A 20,389-nucleotide genomic window follows, 5' to 3' on the forward strand; every position below is an offset into this window, starting at 1 on the left:
GCTCCTCACCACTCAACAGGCCGAGCGTTAGCTCGCCTGCAGCTTTTGATCTTGATGCACCGCCCCATCGAGAGGCCGAGTGGAGGTTCTGCGCAGTGGGCAACCCGGCATGGATGCCGGGTTAGCCGCCCCCGGCCATGGATGGCCGATGGCGGCGGGCCCACGGAGCAGGACCGGAGCGAGGGCATGCCGAGCCTAGGCGAGGCACCGAACGAAAGGGGCAAGAACCCTTTGGTTACTTTGGGGTTCTTTTCCAAAGTGACCCGCCGTAAGGGCGGAACCCTAAGCCGCCATCACCGCAGAAACGGATATACACCCCAACCTCAAGTGAACAGCATCACGCCCATGCGCAGCGTTTTCATCTCCGTCGCCGTCAGAAACTCGCTTTGACCGACACCATGAAGTTGCGAGGATCACCGTAGTAATTACCGAAGGTCTCGGTACCGATTGTGGCGTAGTAGCGCTTGTCGAACAGGTTGTTGCCGTTCAACGCCACCGACCAGGTGTCGTCGATGCGGTAGCCGATGCGACCGTTCCAAATCGCATAACCCGACTGGCTGATCTTGTTTCCGCTGACCGGAGACACCCGGAAGTTATCGCTTTGCGCGTTGACGCCAGCACCGACGGTGAACCTTTCAAGAGACCCGCTCAGGGCATAATCGCCCCACATGCGCAACACATGCCGAGGCACATAACTGTTGAACGCTGCGCCATTGAGGCTGGTGTCGATGTCGTCGAGGGTTTTGGTCTGAGTGTAGGTGTAACCCGCGAGCAACTGGAGTCGCTCGATGACTTCACCACTGATCTCGGCCTCGAAACCCTGGGCGCGAACTTTTCCGGCGTTGACGTAGCAGTAGCCATCCGATGACGGGCAGGATGAGTTGTAGTCAGTCTGCGCCTGGTCCTTCTGGACAGTCCGGAACAGGTTGAAAGAGCTGTTCAGGCGACCGTCGAACCAGGCGCCCTTGATCCCCAACTCATAGCTTTGGCCTACGAGCGGTTTGAGAGCGGATCCGTCTTCCGATCGGAAATTGCCTTGCGGAGTAAAAATTTCCGAGTAGCTGGCGTAGGCCGTCAGGTTTTCGTTCAGGTCCAGCAACAGGCCGGCAAACGGCGTGACCTGGCCAGTCTCCGTGGTGCTGGAATGTTCCGAAGTGCCGGAATTAATGAACAGGGAATCGGTATCGGAGCTGTACCAACTCACCCGACTGCCCACCACCAAGGTCAGAGGATCCGCCAGCTTCAGGCGCAAAGTGGAGTAGACGCCCTTCTGCCGGGTGACTGAATTGACCGGCCCGCCGCGCGACGAGTTGTCGATGAAGTAACTGTCGTCCGGCTCCGGAATATGCTTGTCGGGGTTGAACACATTCTGTCGCTGCGGCAGAAACGCCACCGAGTAGAAGTCGTCTTTTTTCGAACGGCTGGCGTTGAAACCCACCACTAATTCATGTTGCTGACCGAACGCGCCGAACTTGCCATCCACGTAGGCGTCAAGTCCGTAATCGACCTGATCGTAGTCGTACATGCTCCCGAGCATGCCGGTGGTGCCCACGCCGGGTGTCACCGATCCGGAGGCGAACGCGTATTTGATGTCCTGAGTGTTCTTGGTATAAACGCTGGCGACCTTCAACGCCCAGTCTTCGTTGATCTGATGTTTCAGGTCGCTGAAGACGGTGGTTCGCTGGCTGCGCCAGGTGTTCCAGGAAGGGTCGAGGCAGGTCGAGCGACTGAGTTTCAGATCCCTGCCGTCCTTGTAACGCGGCAGGCCGCCCCAGCAAGGATTGGCGTCAATGTCTTCATAGGCAACGCCCAGACCGAGGGTCGTATCGAGATTCAGATCGACGTCGAGCGCGCCGTAGTACACCTGATCCTTGCGACTGGCGTCGTCAACAAAGTAGTGTCGACTCTGCTCGGCGACGACGGCGCGTCCGCGAATCGTGCCGGACTCATTCAGCGGGCCACCGGTGTCGACCTGTCCGCGATAGTTGTCCCAACTGCCGCCGGACAGCGTGATGTCGGTATGTGGGACGGTCTGACCGCGCTTGCGAACGAAGTTCACCCCGCCAGCGGTGCCACCCGAGCCTTTCATCATCCCCGCAGCACCCCGCAGGATTTCGACGCGGTCGTAATACGCCATGTCACCGCTGAAACTGTCGGCCTGAACATAGAGATTGCCCATGTCCAGCGGCACACCGTCGTACTGGTACTGGCCCGACATCCGGAACCCGCGCGAATAGAAATACTTGCCGCCCATGGTCGAGTCGTAGACGGTAATACCCGGCGTTTTTTCCATGACCTGATCGATGGTGTTGAGGTTCTGGTCATCGAGCATCTTGCGGGTCATCACGGTGACCGATTGCGGCGTCTCTTTCAGGGAGTGCTCACCCTTGCCGATAGTCACCGCTCCCGTGGTGTACGAACCGCTGTTCTCGGTAGTCGCGCCCAGCATCTGCCCATTGATGTTGGTGGCGCCCAACTCCAGTGCCGAACCGGCAGCGGGAACTGGCCGCAGCACGTAGGTGCCGTTGGCCTGGGGCTCGGCTTGCAGGCCACTGCCGCCAAGAATGCGCGCGAAGCCTTCACTGACCCCGAACGCACCTTTGAGCCCGGGGGATTTCAACCCTTCGGTTTGACGCGCATCAAAGGAAAGGGCAGCACCCGCTGCACTGGCGAAATGGCTGAGGACTTCGGTCAGGCTGCCAGGCGCAATGTCGAAGGATTGCACCGAATTTTGCTGTTGCGCCGGCGCCGCGGTCGCTGCAACTGGCCATACGCAAATCGACGTTGCCACGACTAACCCGACCTTCACCGCAATCGCCAGACGACCTGGCGTGTACACCCGAGACATGCTTACCCTCCCCCAAAAACAATCAATAAAAACTCACTGAGGGATGAGCCGAACGATGTGTATGAAAAGTGCAAAGGCAACAAAACTTTTTTGTGCACGGTGGGCGCTACTGCAAATCACCACCGGAAACATTGACCCAATAACGACTGTATCGGCTGACGCGAAGGGAAAAACCGCTCTCCAGTGCGGCCAGCGCCAGGTCTGTGTTATCGATGGGGAACGCGCCGGACACCCGTAAATTGGCGATGCGCGGATCGCAGCGCAGCACCCCGGCGCGGTAGCGCGAAAGGTCGACCAACAACTCGGCCAAGGGACGATCAATGGCGATGATACTGCCTCGCTGCCACGCGCCTGCCGAAGCATCGTTGCGCCGTACCGTCCCCAGCGAGGTGGCATTGAAGCCGATAGTCTGGCCCGCCTCGAGGCGCACTTTCGATCCACCGCCAGAGGTCACCTCCACCGCTTTCTCAAGCACAGCCACCTCGCCACTCTGACCTTGGGACCGGACGATAAAACGCGTCCCCAGCGCCAGCACCTCGCAATCGCGGGTGACCACCTTGAACGGCCGCCGCGAAGGATCGACAGCGGTCGTGACGAGAATCTCGCCCCTCAACAGTTCCAGAACGCGTTGATGACTGTCGAAACGCAGGTTGACCACGGTGTCGGTATTCAGCAGCAATGAACTGCCATCCGCCAAACGAAACTCTCGGCGCTCACCCACGGCGGTGCGGAAATCGGCCAACAGGTTTTGGGTTGTTTCACTGCGCCATCCTGACCACCCCAGCGAACCGGCCGACGCCAACACCAATACACTGCGCAATACCTGGCGACGGGATCGCTCGGCACCCCGCAAGGCCGGCGAAGCCAGCGCACCCGGCACGCTGCTCATCTGCTCGCCGACGGCGGCCATGCGCTGCCAGGCCTGGCGATGCGCAGGGTCAGCTATCAGCCAGTCGTTCCACGCCGCACGATCCGAATCGGTCGCGACGCCGGACTGCAATCGGGCGTACCACTGGGCGGCGATGCTGATCGCCTTTAACTCGGCGGACGACAGGCTCATGCCAGCTGCAACTGAATTTGCATCAGGCAGCAATGTTCCATGGCCTTGGCCATGTGATTATTGACCGTGCGCACGCTGATACTCAGGCGCTCGGCAATTTGCGGGTAGGTCAGGCCATCGAACTGAGACAGGATGAACGTTTGCTTGACCTTCCGCCCCAACCCTTGCAGCAAACGGTCGATTTCCATCAGGGCTTGCAGCAGGATCGCCTGTTCCTCCAACGAGGGCTGTTGCCATTCGGGCATGGCGGCCAAGGCTTCCAGATAGGACTGCTCCAGCGAGCGCCGACGGAACAGGTCGATCAGCAAGCCCTTGGCGATCATTGACAGGTAAGGTCGCGGCTCGCGAATCTCCAGCGCATTGCGCGCCTTGATCACCCGTACGAAGGTGTCCTGCGCCAGGTCCGCCGCATCGTAGGCATTGCCCAGACGTTTGCGCAGCCAGCCTTTGAGCCAACCGTGATGGTCGCAATACAGATCATTGACGGCGCTGTGCAGGGACAAATCGTTGACGGGCATGACAATGGAATAATTCGCGAGTGATAATGACTCGCATTGTCATGTGTACGGGAGGTGATTGGCAATAGCCACCTTGGCCAAAAACCACCCCTCACTCGACGTCTTTGAGCACCTCAAACGTGACTTGATCGGGATAGAACGCCATGTAGCCGCGAATCTGATCGACCGACACTTTGGGGTCTTCATAGCTCCACACCGCGTTAGCGCCCTCATGTCCCGGGACTTGCAGACTGAAATAGCTGGCATCGCCCTTGTAGGGGCAATAACTCGTGTGATCGGTGCGGGCAAAGTATTTTTCATCGATGTCCTCCCGCGGCACGTAATACACCGGAGGATAGTTGGCCTCGAGCAACACCAGCGCCCGTGCGGAAGCGGCCACCTGAATACCGTGAAACATTACAAGCAGGCAGCCTGGCTGCTCTGCAATGGTGATGACAGGACTAGGACCGGTGCTTTTCATGAAATACGTTCCTCATGACGGTGATGAACCTGTGAGAGCGAGGCTTGCCCGCGGTGGGCGGCACAGCAGCCCCAAAACCTGAGACCACGACTTTCAGGTATAACCCAGATTTTGCACTCACGACGGCTTCGCAGCCGAACGGGACGATGCGGCGCTCCGACGAGGCCAAAAACGAAATGCCGATATAAGCGGGCAAACGCTCAAAGCCGGTGAAACATCGTCTACGATCAATAGGATCGTTGACGTCCCTGCTGCCCAGACAGGCAGTCGTGGCATGGCGTGGGGATTTGAGTCTCAGAAACCTGAGGGTCTCACCATGCCCGCCACACAGTTTTCCCTCGACCAGAAAATCATCACCCTCGACGCCCGTCCGGATCGCCTCGACCTGCGCGATCGTATTTTTACTCCACGGGTCCAGTCGCTGCCGCCCTCCTGGCCCGCCGACAAGGACATTGCCTCCGAACTCTCGGGCTACCTGGACAAAAACATGGTGCTCTACCAGGGCAGTGAAGGCGCATGCACCGGGTTCGGACTGGCGGCGGTGGTCAATTTTCTGTTGTGGCGGCGAGACAGGGCCTCCACCAAAACGAGTCCGCGCCAGCTTTATCATCTGGCCAAACTCTATGACGAATGGCCAGGCGAAGATTACGTGGGTTCCAGTTGTCGCGGCGCACTGAAGGGCTGGCACAAACACGGCGTCTGCGCGCAGGAACTGTGGCCCTATACCGTCAAGCCGGACGGATCGGTTCCGGCCTTTGAAGCACCGGCGGAGAATTGGGCGATGGATGCCATGACGCGGCCGCTGGGGGTTTACTACCGTGTCGAGAAGGACGATGTCACCGCCATGATGGCGGCGCTGTATGAGGCCGGCGCGCTTTTCGTCTCTGCCAATGTGCATCAGGGTTGGGCACTGATGCGACCCAAAGGCAAAAAACAGCCGGCGGTGGAATTCAAGAGCATGTCTGCGCTGCCCGTCATCAAATGGCCGGCAGCCAGTGAGGGCGGTCACGCCTTTGCCTTGATCGGGTACACCAGTCAGGGGTTCATCGTGCAGAACTCCTGGTCAACCGACTGGGGATTTTCCGGCTTCGCCATCCTCACGTTCGAAGACTGGCTGGCCAATGGCACCGACGCCTGGACCATGGCCCTCGGGGTGCCGATCGAACGCGGCGCCTTATCGAAAAACGCACGCCCTTCAGGCTCCCGCAACGGTACTCAATCACCGTTTCGTAGCGCGCTGTCCAGTTCCAACGCCAAGCGCGAAGGGTTTTCCCTGTTCACGGCCAGCGCCTGCGAGGCCGATCGCAAAGGGCCGCCGCTGTTGACCAACGATCAGGCTTACGGCCTGACCATCGTGATGGAAAACAATGGCAGCATCGGCCCTCGCCTGACCGACGTGGAAAACGTCCGGGCGGGCGTCAAGCGCATCGTCTACGAGGCGCCTCGCGCCTGGTACGACAAGCTGCCGGCCGCAAACAAACCCCCGGTGCTGCGCATCGCCGTCATTGCCCACGGTGGACTCAATTCCGAGCAGGATTCGATCAATCGAATTTGTGCGATGGCGCCCTACTTCCTTGAAAACGGCATCTACCCGCTGTTTGTCACCTGGCGCACCGGGGCCCTCGAGACACTGGCGAACATCGTCCAGGACACCCTGCCCGGGCTATTTCCCGAAGCCGGCAGCATCAGCGATGCATTGAAGGCCATCAAGGACAAAGCCGTGGAAGGCTTTGATCGCACGCTGGAACTGGCGACCAAAAAACCCGGCGGCGATCAGTGGAGCCAGATGAAACAGAACGCCGAAGCCGCCGCAGTCGTCGGCTTTACCCCGCGTGGGCTGGTGGAAATGGCCGAGTCGTTGAAAAACCTGGTCGCCGACATGGACAAGAAGAATGTCGAGCTGCATTTGATTGGCCACTCCGCGGGTTCCCTGATCAATGGCCACTTGATTCACCTGTTGTGGGCCAGGGGGTTGCCCACCGAAACGTCGACGCTGATGGCCCCGGCCTGCACCCTCGATTTCGCGAACCAGACCTACCGCAAAGTCATCGAAGGGGGAGGCCTCAAGCGCAAGGACTTCCACATTCACCTCTTGTCCGACAGCCGCGAACAGGATGACAACGTCATCGGTGTGTACCACAAATCCCTGCTGTACCTCGTTTCCCGGGCCTATGAAGAACTGCAACGCATGCCGCTGCTGGGCATGGCCAAGAGCCTGGACAAGCAGTGCCAGGACTTCAGCAATCCCGATCTGGCGGAGTGGAACATCGCCGCCAAAAACATGACCGAACAGTGGAACCAGTTTTACTTTGGCAAAACCATTCCGACCGGGTTTGCCGCAACGGGTCGCGGGCTTCCCGAAGCGTTCGCGCAAACCCTGCATATCTTCAACGATCCGAAAATGAACTATGGCGCGGGCACCAAAAAAGACACTTCCCACGGAGGCTTCGATAATGATGTGAACGTGATTACCGCAGCGTTGCTGACCATTCTCAGGCGAGAGCCCGGCGCGAAGCTGGATCAGCCGGTGGTTAACCTGAACTACTGAGGAGCCTGTGCAATGAATCGCAACGCACCGACTGTACATCCATACAGATAAAGATTGCCCCATCGCTCATCAGCCGCCATTCTGTCCGCCTCTCGACAGTTGATGAGCGATGGTGGTTATGCGGCTGTACCTCTGTGAAAAACCTTCCCAGGCCAAAGACATTGCGGCCGTCCTCGGCGCCAGGCGTCGTGGCGACGGCTGCTGGCTGGGAACGGACGTCACGGTGACCTGGTGCATCGGCCATCTGCTGGAAACCGCGCCGCCCGACGCCTATGACGCGCGCTACAAGCGCTGGGTGCTGGCGGATCTGCCGATCATTCCAGAGAAGTGGAAGATGACCGTCAAACCGCGCACGGCCAGCCAGTACAAAGCGGTCAAGCGGCTGCTCGGCGAGGCCGATGAATTAGTGATCGCCACCGACGCCGACCGTGAGGGCGAGATGATCGCCCGGGAACTGGTGGAGCATTGCCGTTATCGCGGGCCGATCCAGCGGTTATGGCTGTCGGCGCTGGACGATGCGTCGATCCGCAAGGCGCTGGCAGCCCTGAAGCCGGGGGCCGAGACCTTTAGCCTTTACCATTCGGCACTCGGGCGCTCCCGGGCCGACTGGCTGATTGGGATGAACATGAGTCGGCTGTTCACACTGCTGGGGCGTCAGTCGGGTTATCAGGGCGTATTGCCGGTTGGTCGGGTGCAAACGCCGACCCTGCGCCTGGTGGTGGATCGCGACCGCAGCATCGCCGACTTCGTGCCGGTCGCCTATTGGGCCATTGATGTGCAACTGCTGCACGACGGCACCACGTTCACCGCCCAGTGGCGTGCGGCCTCTGAGGTTTGCGACGATCAGGATCGCTGTCTGAATCAAGCGTTGGCGCAGCAAGCAGCGGCGGCGATTGGCAGCGCGGCGAGTGCCCGGGTGATCAAACTGCGCACCGAGCGGATGCGCGAAGTCGCCCCCCTGCCCTTCGATCTGGGCACCTTGCAGGAAGTCTGCTCGAGGAAGCTCGGGCTCGGCGCCCAGGAAACCCTCGACATCGCCCAGGCCCTGTACGAAACCCACAAGGTCATCACCTATCCCCGCAGCGACTGCGGTTATCTGCCCGTGAGTCAGCACAGTGAAGCACCGGGCATTCTTGCCGCGCTGAGGCAGGCTGATCCGGCGCTGAACGCCTTGAACGACTTCCTGCAGCCTCAGCGCCGCTCACGGGCCTGGAACGATGCCAAGGTCAGCGCGCACCACGGCATCATCCCCACCGCTGCGGCGAAAAACCTCGAGCGGCTGGCGGGCAAGCAGCGGGCGGTCTACACCCTGATCCGCGCGCGCTACCTGGCGCAGTTTCTGCCCAACCATGAATACGACCGGACCCAGGCCGACTTCGACTGCGCCGGTGAAGCCTTGCGGGCCGTCGGTAAGCAGATCGTCGAACCCGGCTGGAAGCGCGCGCTGCCCGAAGCCCTTGCTCCGGCCAAGGGCCGCGAAGCACCGGCGCCGCAAACGCTGCCGGCATTGGCCGAAGGGCGTGACTGCGCGGTGGCCGACGTCAAGTTCAAGGACCTCTGGACGCAACCGCCCAAACCGTTCACCGAAGGCGATCTGATCAAGGCGATGAAAAACGTCGCCAAACTGGTGGAAGATCCGCTGCTCAAGCAGAAACTCAAGGACACCACCGGCATTGGCACTGAAGCGACCCGCGCCTCGATCATCCAGGGCCTGCTCGACCGTGGTTATCTGATCAAGAACGGCAAGGCCCTGGCCGCCACCCCGGCCGCGTTCAGCCTGATCGACGCCGTACCGCGTGCCATCGCCGACCCTGGGACCACGGCGATTTGGGAGCAGGCGCTGGACATGGTGCAGAGTGGTGAAATGAGCCTGGAAGAATTCGTCACCAAGCAAGCCGCGTGGATGAGCAAACAGGTCACCCGTTGCGCCGGCCTGAGCCTGACCATCAGCGGACCGGCAAGCCCCGCCGGGCGCGGTGCCACACCGTGGAAAAACAAACGCAAACCCGCCAAACGCAAGCCCTCGACGGGCACCAAACGCGCGACAAAACCGGCGACCAAGGCTTGAGGGCACTTCGATTGAGCCAAAAGGGTCTAGTGTTCTTCAAGTCCAGCGACAGCCCCATTTTCTGATAAGGCATCGACCATGATTATCGTGCATCACCTGAACAACTCCCGTTCCCAGCGGATTCTCTGGTTGCTGGAAGAACTGGCCATCCCTTACGAGCTGAAATGCTATCAGCGCGACCCGAAGACCAACCTGGCACCGCCGGAATTGAAAGCGATCAATGCCCTGGGTAAATCACCGGTCATCGAAGACGGCGTGCAGAAGCTGATCGAGTCCTCCGCGATCATCGACTACCTGATTCGCCGCCATGGCGACGGTCGCCTGCAACCCGATCCGTCCACCCCCGCCTATGACGAATACGTGCAGTGGCTGCATTTCGCCGAAGGCTCGGCGATGTTGCCGCTGATGTTGAACCTGTACGTGGGGCGTCTCGGTGAAGCCGGTGCGCCGTTGCATCCGCGGATCAATTCGGAGGTGGCCAACTACCTGGGCTACCTCGACACAGCTCTGAGCCAGTCCGTTTTCCTGTTGGGCGATGAGTTCAGCGCCGCCGACATCCAGATGAGTTTTATCGGCGAGATCGCCAGAGCCCAGGGCAAGCTCGGCAACTATCCTCATATAGCGGCCTGGATTGAACGCTTTCAGGCTCGCCCGGCCTATCAAGCCGCACTGAAAAAAGGCGGGAAATACGATTTCGCCCCCCACTGAGTGATCACGCCCGGGCCAGGGATGGCCTGCACCTCAGGAGCTATCAACATGCCCTTGATCGAACTGCACGCCGCCCAGCGCGACGAACTGGAAACGATTGAAAACCTGATGCAGTTCTACATGTATGACTTCAGCGAGTGGCTGCCGCTGAAGCTCGGTGAGCATGGTTTCTTCAACGCCCAGCCCAAACCGGGTTACTGGCGCAACCCCGCAACCAGGCCGTTTCTGATCAAGGTCGACGGAGAATTGGCCGGCTTCGTGACGGTGGATGATGAAACCCATCTTCACGGCGCCGAGTACAACATCGGCTACTTCTTTGTCAGTCGACGCTTTCGTGGCCAAGGCGTCGCGAAGTTTGTCGTTTCCACCCTCTTGAGCCGGTTCCCCGGTCAATGGCAAATTTTCCACCTTGATGCGAACCCGCCAGCGCGGCGGTTCTGGGCCCGGGTCATAGCCGATCTCACCCATGGCGAGTTCACCCTGCATCAGCTGCCGGTAGGCGGTTATCCCTGCACCGTTTACCGATTCCGGACATCGTTGCCAGCGTCCTGACTGGCGCTTTCCCCTTCCGCTTTTTATTCCAAACGACTTTGTCCGACAATATGTAGTGACCAAAAATAATCACTACAAAACCGTTGACGCCTCCGATTTGCCCTTGCATGATGCAGACGTCTCCCCGATCGGGAGAACAGGCAACACGTTTGAGCAAGCTCGTCTGACCGCCGAGCTGTTTTTCCCGGATACACGCTGCCCACAAGGCAGATTGAAGAAGCTGACCTGGCCTGAACGTCCAGTACAAGGACGAGAAGCGCTGGCGATCAATCCTCATGAAGCTTGTGGTCGACCCTGAAAACGTCGGCAGTGGCCAGAAGGTTTTCGCCGCTTCTCCTCGTTGTGACGCTATTGCGTAGCAGTTATTCAACACGACTACATGCAACAGACGCGGGACCCCGTCATTTTGGCGGCCGACCGCTGACGTCCTGGTTTCGGTGCCAGGGATCAACTAACCGATGGGCTACCTGTATTAGCGAATCAACTTTGAAAGATCACCAAATGGTCAAGGGGCTTACTATGAATCTGAACAATCAACCCACTATCGATGAACTGGCTCGTATCTTCGCTGCGCAAAAAGACAGCCATGACAGCCATATTCTGTGGATCAGCAAGTCGGGCCAGGTGCATATCGACTGCCTGTCGCCTCACGCCCATGAAGCGGAGTTCGACAAGAACAACCAGAACCTGCTCGCCCGACTGAAGATGTACCGTCGCGGCCAAGGCTATGTCGGCAAAAAAGCCGCGGCTGACAAGGACTTCATCGGTAATGTTCTGCAGACGCTGAAACAGGCGTGGGCCTCGATGCAGAACCAGAACGAAGTTCGGGTGATTGACCGGTTCTACTGATGCCCCCACACCCCATCCATAAAAAGGCCCCGCTCGTCATATCGAGCGGGGCCTTTTTGTTTGTCTCGTGCGCACCAAACAACGCTATCGTTAACCGTGTGCACTGGATCAATGGAGGTTTGTGATGAACATACAACTGACAGGCTTGCTGTTACTCGTAATGGCCAGTGCTGCCCATGCAAACAGCATCACCGGCGTTCCGTTGTTCGATGCGGACTGCCCCGGCAAAATCATCGTCCACGCGGATCAGGACGGACCGGTGTTGATCAACAGCAAGGAAGCCGAGACCAAAGCCATTGACGATCGCCGTTTCGAAGCCAAGGGTTCGGGAGTCGTCATCTCGATCCTCCTCTCCGATGACGACTCGGTCACGGTGTCCTCCACGGGCAAGGCGCCCAATGGTGTGTGCCAATTAATAGAAGACTGACGTAGTCGACTCACCTGCAGCCGCACCCAACACCAGCTCCATAAAAGCCACCGACGCTGCGCTGTGATAGTTGTTTTTGCGTCGAAGCAGCGCGGCCCCTCGTCTGGGCGACTCCCCCAATAACGAGATTTTGCGCAACGCGCGGTCCTCGGTGGCAATGGGCTCCGGAAGGACGGTGGCGATAGCCGTGTGCCGAATGACTTCCAGCAAGGTGCTCACCGAGTTGACCTCGATCACCACCTTCGGCGTGATCTGCTCCTGAGCAAAGTACTCATCAATGCGGGTGCGGGTAACGAAGTCCGGGGCCAGCAGCGCAAATTCCAGTTGCGCGACCTCTTGCGCGGACAACGCGACCTGGCTTTCGTATAACGGGTGATCGCGCCCCACCATGACGCCCAACGTCTCGGTAAACGCCGGGATCGACTCGATATCGGCATTTCTGACCTGGGTAAACGCGATGGCGATGTCCAGTGAGTCATCCACCAGCCCGGCCTCGATGTCGTCCATCGACAGCTCGAAAATCTGTAGATGGATGTTCGGATACCGCGCCACGTAATCACGCACCAGCGGCCCCACCAGGTACGCCATGAACGTTGGGGTCATCGCCAGCCGCAAGGTGCCGCGGGACAAATCCTTTACGTCATGCAGCGCACGTTTGCCTGCCTCCAGTTCCACCAGCACCCGACGAGCACATTCGATGTAGGCCTCTCCCGCATCGGTGGGTTTCACCGTGCGCGAGGTTCGGTCGAACAGGCTGACACCCAGGGTTTCTTCCAGTTGCCGGATCTGTTGGGACAGGGTCGGCTGCGAAACGTGAAGCGCCTCGGCGGCGCGGGTGAAACCGCCGTGATCGGCGACCGCCAGCAAATAGCGCAAATGTCGGAGCAGCATGGGGAATCACCATCTATAGGCTGTGCTTATTCGCTGCATTGTATATCGGTCTTGGACGCTATGGATCAATCGGCAGAAGATTGCTCCACACCCAAGCAACCTCACTCCCGACAGGAGAAACACCATGCAACAGTCCCACGCTTACAACGACCCAAGCCTGGCCCTGACCACGTCGATTCTCGATGCAAAAGCGCGCAAAAACCTGTCCTGGCAGGACCTGACCGACGGCACTGGCCTCGGTCTGGCCTACGTCACTGCCGCCCTGCTCGGTCAGCACCCACTGCCGGAAAGCGCCGCCAAAGTGATTGGCGAAAAACTCGACCTGGACGCCGACACCGTGGCCCGCCTGCAAATCATTCCGTTGCGCGGCAGCCTCTCGGGTGTCCCGACCGACCCGACCATCTACCGCTTCTACGAAATGATCCAGATATACGGCACCACCCTGAAAGCCCTGGTTCATGAGCAATTCGGCGACGGCATCATCAGTGCGATCAACTTCAAGCTCGACATGAAGAAAGTCGAAGACCCGGAAGGCGGCTCCCGCGCGGTGATTACCCTCGATGGCAAGTTCCTGCCACTGCGTCCTTTCTAAGCGGATGACAGGCGAGTCGAATTTCCACCTGTGACACGCGATCCCCTGTAGCAGCTGCCGAGCTAGCGAGGCTGCGTTCGGCTGCGCAGCAGTCGCCTGGATCTGCGAGGACTACGTCCTCGAACGCAGCCTCGCGGGCTCGGCAGCTGCTACACAGAACATCCGATACACCCATGAGGAAGTCACTATGAAAGCGCTCATCGAAGGTTTTTTGAAGTTCCAGAAAGACGCCTTTCCGCAACGGACCGACCTGTTCAAACACCTGGCCACCACCCAGCATCCGGGCACGCTGTTCATCACCTGTTCCGACAGCCGCGTCGTGCCAGAACTGCTGACTCAACAAGAACCCGGTGAACTGTTTGTGATCCGCAATGCCGGCAACATCGTGCCCTCCTACAGCCCTCACCCCGGCGGTGTGTCGGCCACGGTCGAATATGCGGTCGCGGTGCTCGGCGTCACCGATATTGTGATCTGCGGGCACTCGGACTGCGGCGCCATGACCGCCGTCGCCAAGTGCAAATGCATGGATCACCTGCCCGCCGTCAGCGGCTGGTTGCAACACGCCGAGTCAGCGAAAGTCATCAACGAATCCCGCCCTCACGCCAATGAAGCGGCGAAGGTGAGTTCAATGGTTCGGGAGAATGTCATCGCGCAACTGGCCAATATCCAGACGCATCCGAGCGTGCGCCTGGCTCAGGAGAAAGGCCTGTTGAATCTACATGGTTGGGTTTACGACATCGAGACCGGTTCGGTCGACGCCCTGGATGCCGAGAGCCACCGTTTTGTGGCGCTCGCCGAGTATCCGGACACCTGCGCCCTTCAAGCCCGATCCATAGAAGCAGCAGCCTGAAGTGTGTATCCATTGGCAGCGAGACGATCGACGCAGCGCTCCCGGCTCACGAGAGCGCTGCACTGACACGATCGACCGGGTTATTTATCGTCCATCTTTGTTGACGATTGAGGCCGAATTTCAGGGGCCTCTTCAGCGTTGGGGGGTTCTGGAATGCTGCCTGGGGTGAACACGTGAGTCAGCAAGTCTTTGGCATCGACTTCAACGACCCCCTGAACCGAACGGGCCAGAGCAACAGCCTGCTCACACTGTTTATGGGTGTTGACGCGGCCGCTCAATGCCACCGTGCCCCCGTGGGTTTTGACATGGATTTGCAGGCCAAGGCTTGGTTCAGCCATTGCCAAGGCTGACTTCACCCTGGCAGTAATCCACGTGTCGTGAACGCCCCTTTCCAGATCATGGGAGTATTGCTGAAAGGAATGAAGTTTCATGGTGTAACCCTCTCTCCGTCATCAGGTGCACTGCCCGTCCATTGGCTGTGCAGCCTTGACTCTCAGGCGAGCGTTATGGACATCTGATTCGTTTTGGAGTGCTCGCCACGCCCATACAGACGCACATTAAGTATAGTGCGGCCGTTGACCGGGGTCGTGGTGCTGGATCAGCGTTTGACCGACAGATCCGTCTGGGTCATGCGACTGCGGATCGTGAACACCCCATCGCCCGAGAGAATCGCGCTGCGAGCAAACAGGCGACCGCTCTCCCAGTTCGAAAGACCCAGTTCCGGCTTGTTCAGCGCGTACTGTCCGTCGACCCAGCGGGTAATCCCGTTACCGACAAAAGGTGCGTTGACCGCGTTGTAGAAGCGTTCCTGAGCCGCGGCATCTTCGCTGATCAACGACACGGTGAACTGCGGGCTATAGCGATTGAACAACGCGATGGCGCTGTCCAGGTCATCGACAATCTTCAGGCTGACTTCCGGGGTTTCTTCCCATTCCCACTCGCGGCCCAACTGATCCTCGGGCAGCGGTTCGGCCATGGCTTCGGTTTGATAGCCTTCGGCGCGGTACACCTCAACGCTTGCGGTTTGCCAATCGGTCGGCAAGTACGGCTCGCTACCTTCGACGATGTGCAATTTGCAGCCCTGCCCGCGTGCGGCGCCGGCCTGTTGCAACGCGTCGAGGAACAGGGGCAGCAGTTCTGCGACACGGTCACGGTGAATCAGGCAGACGTTCATCGTGTTGCAGACTTTGCGATCCAGCGAGTTGCGCACTACCGCGGCAAAGCGCTGGGCATCGGCGTCCTTGTCGGCGATCAGCCAGGCGCCACCGGTGCCGTGCAGGCTGACGGCGGTGCCGGCCTGTTGGGCGATGCTGCCCAATTGGCTGACGGCACGACCCGAACCACGGGCCACCGCCAGCGACAGGCGCCGGTCGGCGAACATCGCCCAGCCGGCCGCGTGATTGACGCTTTCCACCAGCGACACCGCGCCGGTCGGTAACCCGGCGTCGCTCAGTGCCGGATTCAGTGCGTGGGTGACGATGGCTTGCGCCGTGCCCAACGCATCGCTGCCAATGCGCAACACCGCCGTGTTACCCGTGCGCAACACACCGGCGGCGTCGGCGAAGACGTTCGGCCGGCCTTCGAAGACGAACGCGACGATGCCCAGCGGCGAGACCACTTGCTCGACTTTCCAGCCGTCATGCTCGATGCAACTGACCACTTTGCCGCGCGTGGCCGACGCGTCACGCCAGGCCCTGAGCCCGGCGATCATGTCGCGACGCATGCGTTCATCCGCCAGAAGCCGCGTGGTGGAGCGCCCACGGGCCTTGGCCCGCTCGATGTCGGCCAGGTTGGCGGCTTCGATCAAGGCCCAGCAGTCAGGGTTTTCCAGGCGTTGGGCGAAGCGATCAAAGAACTCGCTGATGGCTTGATCGGAAACCGCGGACATCGCGCTGAAAGCCGCTTCGGCACGCTCGATTGCGATGGCCGCCGCTTGCTGGTCAGCCACCGGGATCAGCAACAATTCGCCGCTGACCTGCTCCACCAGCAAATGGTCCCCGGGCTGAAAGCGCGCGGCCAATTCGGGGCTGACCACAGAGACACGATTCCCGGCGAAAGGGATAGGCGTGCCAGCGACTAGACGTTCGAGCGCAAGAGACATGAAGCGGTTTCACCATGCAGTGGGCGGCCGGAAAATGTATAGCAAAATTCCTGGAGCGTCATTAACCGCACGCCTGACCGGTGATCGAAAACCCGGCGGCCCTGCCCCCGGCCCTCCTACGCTGAAAGAGGTACATCAGCGTTTCCTGTTTTCCAAGGAGGCCGTCATGAGCGATGAATTCAGAAGCCATGGAGCGGCCCTTGACGATGAAGGTCTGGCGGCTGCGCTGGACCTTGCCAAAGTCAGTGCCGCGCAACTCTGGGCTGTTTTGGCAGTAGAAACCTCCGGCAACGGGTTCTATCCCGATCGCCGTCCGAAAATCCTTTACGAGCGCCACGTATTCAGTCGGCTGACTCAGCAGAAGTTTGACGCGCAACACCCGGATATCAGCAGCAAAACCCCCGGCAACTATGGTGCAACGGGGGCGCATCAATATGACCGTCTGAACCTGGCCGTCGGCCTGAACAGGAACGCAGCCTTGCAAAGTACATCGTGGGGGCTGGGGCAGATCATGGGATTCAATTTCGCGCAGACCCGCTCGGCGGATGTCGAGACGATGATCAAGCGAATGGTCGAGTCCGAAAACCAACAACTGCTGTGCACCATTGGCACGCTGATCGAAGGCGGCTCAGTCGCGGCATTACGGGCCAAGGACTGGGCCAACTTTGCACGCCGCTACAACGGCCCCAACTACGCGATCAACAACTACGACGTGCGGCTCAGCGCGGCGTATCAGAAGTTCTCCTATGGCGGGACGCCGGACCTGAGAATCCGTATGGCGCAAACCTACTTGACGTACCTGGGCTGGCATCCCGGCCCCGTCGACGGCATCGTCGGTAAACAGACCCGGGATGCGATGAACCTCTTTCAAGCAAAAGAGCACCTGGACATCACCACGGTGCTGGACGATGAAACACTGACGTGTTTGCGCAGCCGGGTCGAAGCGTTGCCGCGCTGACTAGAACACCGACCAGCCAATCCGCTGACTCAGCAACTCCAGCGCGGCCATGCCTGCGAGGGAGTTGCCGGCGGTGTTCAACTCCGGTGACCAGACGCACACCGTGAATTGCCCCGGCACCACCGCGACAATCCCCCCGCCCACACCGCTCTTGCCGGGCAAACCGACGCGATAGGCAAAGTTGCCGGCTTCATCGTAGAGGCCGCTGGTGGCCATGATCGAGTTGACTTGCTGGGTCTGGCGGGCGGTGAGGATCTGTTCGCCGCTGTGTTTGCAGAAACCGTCATTGGCCAGAAAACAGAACGCCCGCGCCAGATCCACGCAGCTCATGCGCAGCGCGCAATGGCTGAAGTAACTGCGCAGCACCGCTTCGACGTCGTTGTGAAAATTGCCGAAAGACTGCATCAGATAAGCCATCGCCGCGTTGCGCGCGCGATGCTGGTATTCGGACTCGGCGACCTTGCCGTCCACCATGACTTGCGGGTTGCCGGACAGCCGACGGACAAAGTCGCGCATCGACAGTGCCGGCGCAGCAAAGCGTGACTGGTTGATGTCGCAGATCACCAGCGCACCGGCGTTGATGAAGGGATTGCGCGGGCGCCCGCGCTCGAATTCCAGTTGCACCAGCGAATTGAACGGTTGGCCGGAAGGCTCGTGACCCAGGCGCTTCCAAATGTCTTCGCCGGAGTGTCCGATGGCCTGCACCAGGCTGAACACCTTGGAAATGCTCTGCACCGAGAACAGCGTGTGGGCATCGCCGGCGCAATACAGCTCGCCGTCATTGCCATACACCGCAATGCCCAGCTGATCGGCCGGCACCGTACCAAGGGCGGGAATGTAGTCAGCCACCTTGCCCTGGCCGATCAGGGGACGTACTGCGTCAAGGATCTCGTTCAACAGCGCTTGCATGCCGGGTTCCGAAGTCACGCCCCATGGGATTGCGGGGACACAGACGCTAGACGCCACTGGTCGGGGCCGGATCACAGTTTTGTACTGTGCCACCGGCTCTCTGTAGCAGCTGTCGAGCCCCAGCGAGGCTGCGTTCGGCTCGGGCCGCGTTCGGACGCAGCAGTCGTAAACCCTGTGCACGCGATTCACCTGGACTACCGAGTCGCTTGGTTTCACGACTGCTGCGCAGCCGAACGCAGCCTCGCTGGGGCTCGACAGCTGCTACAGGTCTGCGTTCTCGATGAGCAATATCAGGGTTACGTATCACAGTGTGTACAGCGCCCCTCCCGACACACCCTGCCCCTAAAACCCCATACCAAAGACACATCGCAGATACACCTGCTTGATGAACTGTGCTTGTCGATTGGCCACGCCGATCTAAGCGCTCAACTCACTCAATGCTACGGAGTATCACCATGTTCAAACTCTCGACTTCTTCTTTGACCCTCGGCCTGATCATCGCTGGCGGCCTGGCCCTGTCCAACGCGGCTTCAGCCTCCGAGTCCGAGGCGTTCAGCATGAAGCAACTGGCCCACGGCTACAGCCAGGTCCAGGCCGACACGGCAGAAAAACCGGCGGAAGGTAAATGTGGCGAAGGCAAGTGCGGTGCTGGCGAGTAACCCAATGTGTGGGGCACCGCGGTGCCCCACTTCCCTGACTGAACGGAGATCAAGCCATGACCACCTCACTCTCTTCGGCTGTGAAAGGCCTGCACCTGAACCTCGACCGTGCCGGTAGCTGGATTGCGCCGCTGACCCTGCGGGTGTTCCTCGCCTGGGAGTTCTTCGAATCAGGCCTGGAAAAATTCAATGGCGAAAACTGGTTCGCCGATATTCAGGACAGCTTCCCGCTCCCCTTCAACCACGTGCCGGCCACGCTGAACTGGGAACTGTCGATGTGGGCTGAACTGATCTGCGCCCTGGCCATACTGGTCGGCCTGGGAACGCGGATCTCGGCAATCATTTTGATCGTGGTCACGGTCGTCGCGACCGCCGCCGTTCACTGGCCAGCCGATTGGTCTACATTGAGTGAGCTTGCCCAAGGTTACGCCATCAGCAACAAGGGTCACGGCAACTTCAAACTGCCGCTGATCTACCTCGCGGCCTTTATGCCGCTGTTGCTCTCGGGTGCCGGCAAGCTTAGCCTCGATGCGCTGCTGGCTCGAGTCTTCTGGCGTCGCGATAACCGCTGAAGCGCCAGGGGCTCGATAACGTCAAGAACCCAGCATCGACGACTTACAGCCCCAACAAGCTTCACCCCACTCACATGCGAAGACAGGAGCCACCATGAGCGTGACCACCCAATGGATCGAGATCGACAGCGCCGACGGTAAATTCGGCGCCTACCTGGCCATTCCGCACACCCGCAAAGGCCCGGGGATCGTGTTGATCCAGGAAATCTTTGGCGTGAATGAACACATCCGCTCGGTCGCCGAACAATACGCCGCCGACGGTTACCTGGTGATTGCACCGGACCTGTTCTGGCGCAGCGGCGCGCGGATCGAACTGGGTTACGACGAGACCGGCTGGAAACGCGCCGTCGAGTTGATGAACGCCACCGACGTCGGCAAGGCACAGACCGACATCGAACTGGCCATCGACGCCTTGAAAGCCCAGCCGGGCCTGGACGGCGGGATCGCTTCGATTGGTTACTGCTTCGGTGGTTTGCTCTCGTACCACACCGCCGCCAATGGGCTGGTGGACGTGGCCATCGCCTATTACGGCGGCGGAATCCAGAATCAGCTGGACCGGGCCGATGAAATCGAAGTGCCGCTGCTGATGCACTTCGGCGAACAGGACAGCCACATCCCACTGGAAGCCGTGGAGAAAATCGCCGAATGTTTCGAGAACAACGATAACGTCGAAATTGTCGTGTACCCGGAGGCCGAACACGGCTTCAACTGCTCGCATCGCGACAGCTACAACCAGCGCGCAGCGGCTGAGGCCCATGGCAATACGTTGATCTTTTTGGGTCAGGAACTGTAAGGCCAGACGAGCAAAAGGGGACTTCC

At 59.8% G+C, this 20,389-nt stretch carries 20 protein-coding genes; 12 read left to right on the plus strand and 8 right to left on the minus strand.

What is annotated here, in order from left to right; all coding sequences use genetic code 11:
- Window positions 1-373: 373 nt before the first annotated feature.
- From CKW16_RS26880 to CKW16_RS26895, 4 genes are all read right to left on the minus strand, one after another.
- Complete coding sequence (locus tag CKW16_RS26880) at window positions 374-2,848, minus strand: TonB-dependent siderophore receptor (RefSeq protein WP_095132116.1); 2,475 nt, start codon at window positions 2,846-2,848, stop codon at window positions 374-376.
- Between the two features lie 106 nt (window positions 2,849-2,954).
- Window positions 2,955-3,908: a FecR domain-containing protein gene (locus CKW16_RS26885; RefSeq protein WP_095132117.1), complete on the minus strand. Its 954-nt coding sequence runs from the start codon at window positions 3,906-3,908 to the stop codon at window positions 2,955-2,957.
- Window positions 3,905-4,426 carry a sigma-70 family RNA polymerase sigma factor gene (locus tag CKW16_RS26890; protein ID WP_095132118.1) on the minus strand — a complete coding sequence of 174 codons (522 nt, stop codon included), beginning with the start codon at window positions 4,424-4,426 and terminating at the stop codon, window positions 3,905-3,907. The genes CKW16_RS26885 and CKW16_RS26890 overlap by 4 nt, the downstream gene beginning before the upstream one ends.
- A gap of 91 nt (window positions 4,427-4,517) precedes the next feature.
- Window positions 4,518-4,886, minus strand: a complete 369-nt coding sequence (locus CKW16_RS26895) for a DUF427 domain-containing protein (RefSeq protein ID WP_095132119.1) — start codon at window positions 4,884-4,886, stop codon at window positions 4,518-4,520.
- 316 nt (window positions 4,887-5,202) lie between these two features.
- Here CKW16_RS26895 and CKW16_RS26900 point away from each other — a divergent pair, with 316 nt between their 5' ends.
- From CKW16_RS26900 to CKW16_RS26930, 6 genes are all read left to right on the plus strand, one after another.
- A complete protein-coding gene (locus CKW16_RS26900; protein WP_095132121.1) occupies window positions 5,203-7,434 on the plus strand; it encodes a C1 family peptidase in 2,232 nt (743 codons plus the stop codon).
- 118 nt (window positions 7,435-7,552) lie between these two features.
- Window positions 7,553-9,502 (plus strand): DNA topoisomerase III, encoded by a 1,950-nt coding sequence (locus CKW16_RS26905; RefSeq protein WP_095132123.1) that lies wholly within the window; start codon window positions 7,553-7,555, stop codon window positions 9,500-9,502.
- Between the two features lie 78 nt (window positions 9,503-9,580).
- A complete protein-coding gene (locus CKW16_RS26910) occupies window positions 9,581-10,210 on the plus strand; it encodes a glutathione S-transferase family protein (protein WP_095132125.1) in 630 nt (209 codons plus the stop codon).
- A 48-nt stretch (window positions 10,211-10,258) separates the two neighbouring features.
- Window positions 10,259-10,762 carry a GNAT family N-acetyltransferase gene (locus CKW16_RS26915; protein ID WP_095132127.1) on the plus strand — a complete coding sequence of 168 codons (504 nt, stop codon included), beginning with the start codon at window positions 10,259-10,261 and terminating at the stop codon, window positions 10,760-10,762.
- 519 nt (window positions 10,763-11,281) lie between these two features.
- The gene (locus CKW16_RS26925) at window positions 11,282-11,611 is read left to right on the plus strand and encodes a hypothetical protein (protein WP_095132131.1); all 330 of its coding nucleotides are present in this window, start codon (window positions 11,282-11,284) and stop codon (window positions 11,609-11,611) included.
- A gap of 124 nt (window positions 11,612-11,735) precedes the next feature.
- Window positions 11,736-12,038, plus strand: a complete 303-nt coding sequence (locus tag CKW16_RS26930; protein ID WP_056741688.1) for a hypothetical protein — start codon at window positions 11,736-11,738, stop codon at window positions 12,036-12,038.
- Here the strand turns inward: CKW16_RS26930 and cynR are convergent.
- Window positions 12,024-12,929, minus strand: coding sequence for a transcriptional regulator CynR (gene cynR / locus CKW16_RS26935; RefSeq protein WP_095132134.1), 906 nt, complete (start codon window positions 12,927-12,929; stop codon window positions 12,024-12,026). The genes CKW16_RS26930 and cynR overlap by 15 nt on opposite strands.
- A 124-nt stretch (window positions 12,930-13,053) precedes the next feature.
- On the opposite strand from cynR, the gene cynS reads away from it, so the two are divergent.
- Both cynS and CKW16_RS26945 read left to right on the plus strand, forming a co-directional pair.
- Window positions 13,054-13,521: a cyanase gene (gene cynS, locus CKW16_RS26940; protein WP_008043963.1), complete on the plus strand. Its 468-nt coding sequence runs from the start codon at window positions 13,054-13,056 to the stop codon at window positions 13,519-13,521.
- A 187-nt stretch (window positions 13,522-13,708) separates the two neighbouring features.
- Window positions 13,709-14,371: a carbonic anhydrase gene (locus CKW16_RS26945; protein ID WP_095132136.1), complete on the plus strand. Its 663-nt coding sequence runs from the start codon at window positions 13,709-13,711 to the stop codon at window positions 14,369-14,371.
- Between the two features lie 80 nt (window positions 14,372-14,451).
- On the opposite strand, the gene CKW16_RS26950 is transcribed toward CKW16_RS26945, so the two are convergent.
- The gene (locus tag CKW16_RS26950; protein WP_095132138.1) at window positions 14,452-14,802 is read right to left on the minus strand and encodes a BON domain-containing protein; all 351 of its coding nucleotides are present in this window, start codon (window positions 14,800-14,802) and stop codon (window positions 14,452-14,454) included.
- A 167-nt stretch (window positions 14,803-14,969) separates the two neighbouring features.
- Window positions 14,970-16,472 carry an aldehyde dehydrogenase family protein gene (locus CKW16_RS26955; RefSeq protein ID WP_095132140.1) on the minus strand — a complete coding sequence of 501 codons (1,503 nt, stop codon included), beginning with the start codon at window positions 16,470-16,472 and terminating at the stop codon, window positions 14,970-14,972.
- Between the two features lie 166 nt (window positions 16,473-16,638).
- On the opposite strand from CKW16_RS26955, the gene CKW16_RS26960 reads away from it, so the two are divergent.
- Window positions 16,639-17,430 carry an N-acetylmuramidase domain-containing protein gene (locus CKW16_RS26960; protein ID WP_095132142.1) on the plus strand — a complete coding sequence of 264 codons (792 nt, stop codon included), beginning with the start codon at window positions 16,639-16,641 and terminating at the stop codon, window positions 17,428-17,430.
- On the opposite strand, the gene glsB is transcribed toward CKW16_RS26960, so the two are convergent.
- Window positions 17,431-18,339, minus strand: coding sequence for a glutaminase B (glsB, locus tag CKW16_RS26965; protein ID WP_095132144.1), 909 nt, complete (start codon window positions 18,337-18,339; stop codon window positions 17,431-17,433).
- 455 nt (window positions 18,340-18,794) lie between these two features.
- Between glsB and CKW16_RS26970 the strand changes: the two genes are divergently transcribed.
- The 3 genes from CKW16_RS26970 to CKW16_RS26980 all read left to right on the plus strand — a co-directional run bounded on the left by CKW16_RS26970 (window position 18,795) and on the right by CKW16_RS26980 (window position 20,363).
- Window positions 18,795-18,998 carry a hypothetical protein gene (locus CKW16_RS26970; protein ID WP_095132146.1) on the plus strand — a complete coding sequence of 68 codons (204 nt, stop codon included), beginning with the start codon at window positions 18,795-18,797 and terminating at the stop codon, window positions 18,996-18,998.
- Window positions 18,999-19,054: 56 nt separating this feature from the next.
- Window positions 19,055-19,570 carry a DoxX family protein gene (locus tag CKW16_RS26975; protein ID WP_095132147.1) on the plus strand — a complete coding sequence of 172 codons (516 nt, stop codon included), beginning with the start codon at window positions 19,055-19,057 and terminating at the stop codon, window positions 19,568-19,570.
- 94 nt (window positions 19,571-19,664) lie between these two features.
- Window positions 19,665-20,363: a dienelactone hydrolase family protein gene (locus tag CKW16_RS26980; RefSeq protein WP_095132149.1), complete on the plus strand. Its 699-nt coding sequence runs from the start codon at window positions 19,665-19,667 to the stop codon at window positions 20,361-20,363.
- Window positions 20,364-20,389 lie beyond the last annotated feature (26 nt).

Origin of the sequence: Pseudomonas sp. Irchel s3h14, assembly GCF_900187425.1 — a bacterium.
Taxonomy (GTDB): Bacteria; Pseudomonadota; Gammaproteobacteria; order Pseudomonadales; family Pseudomonadaceae; genus Aquipseudomonas.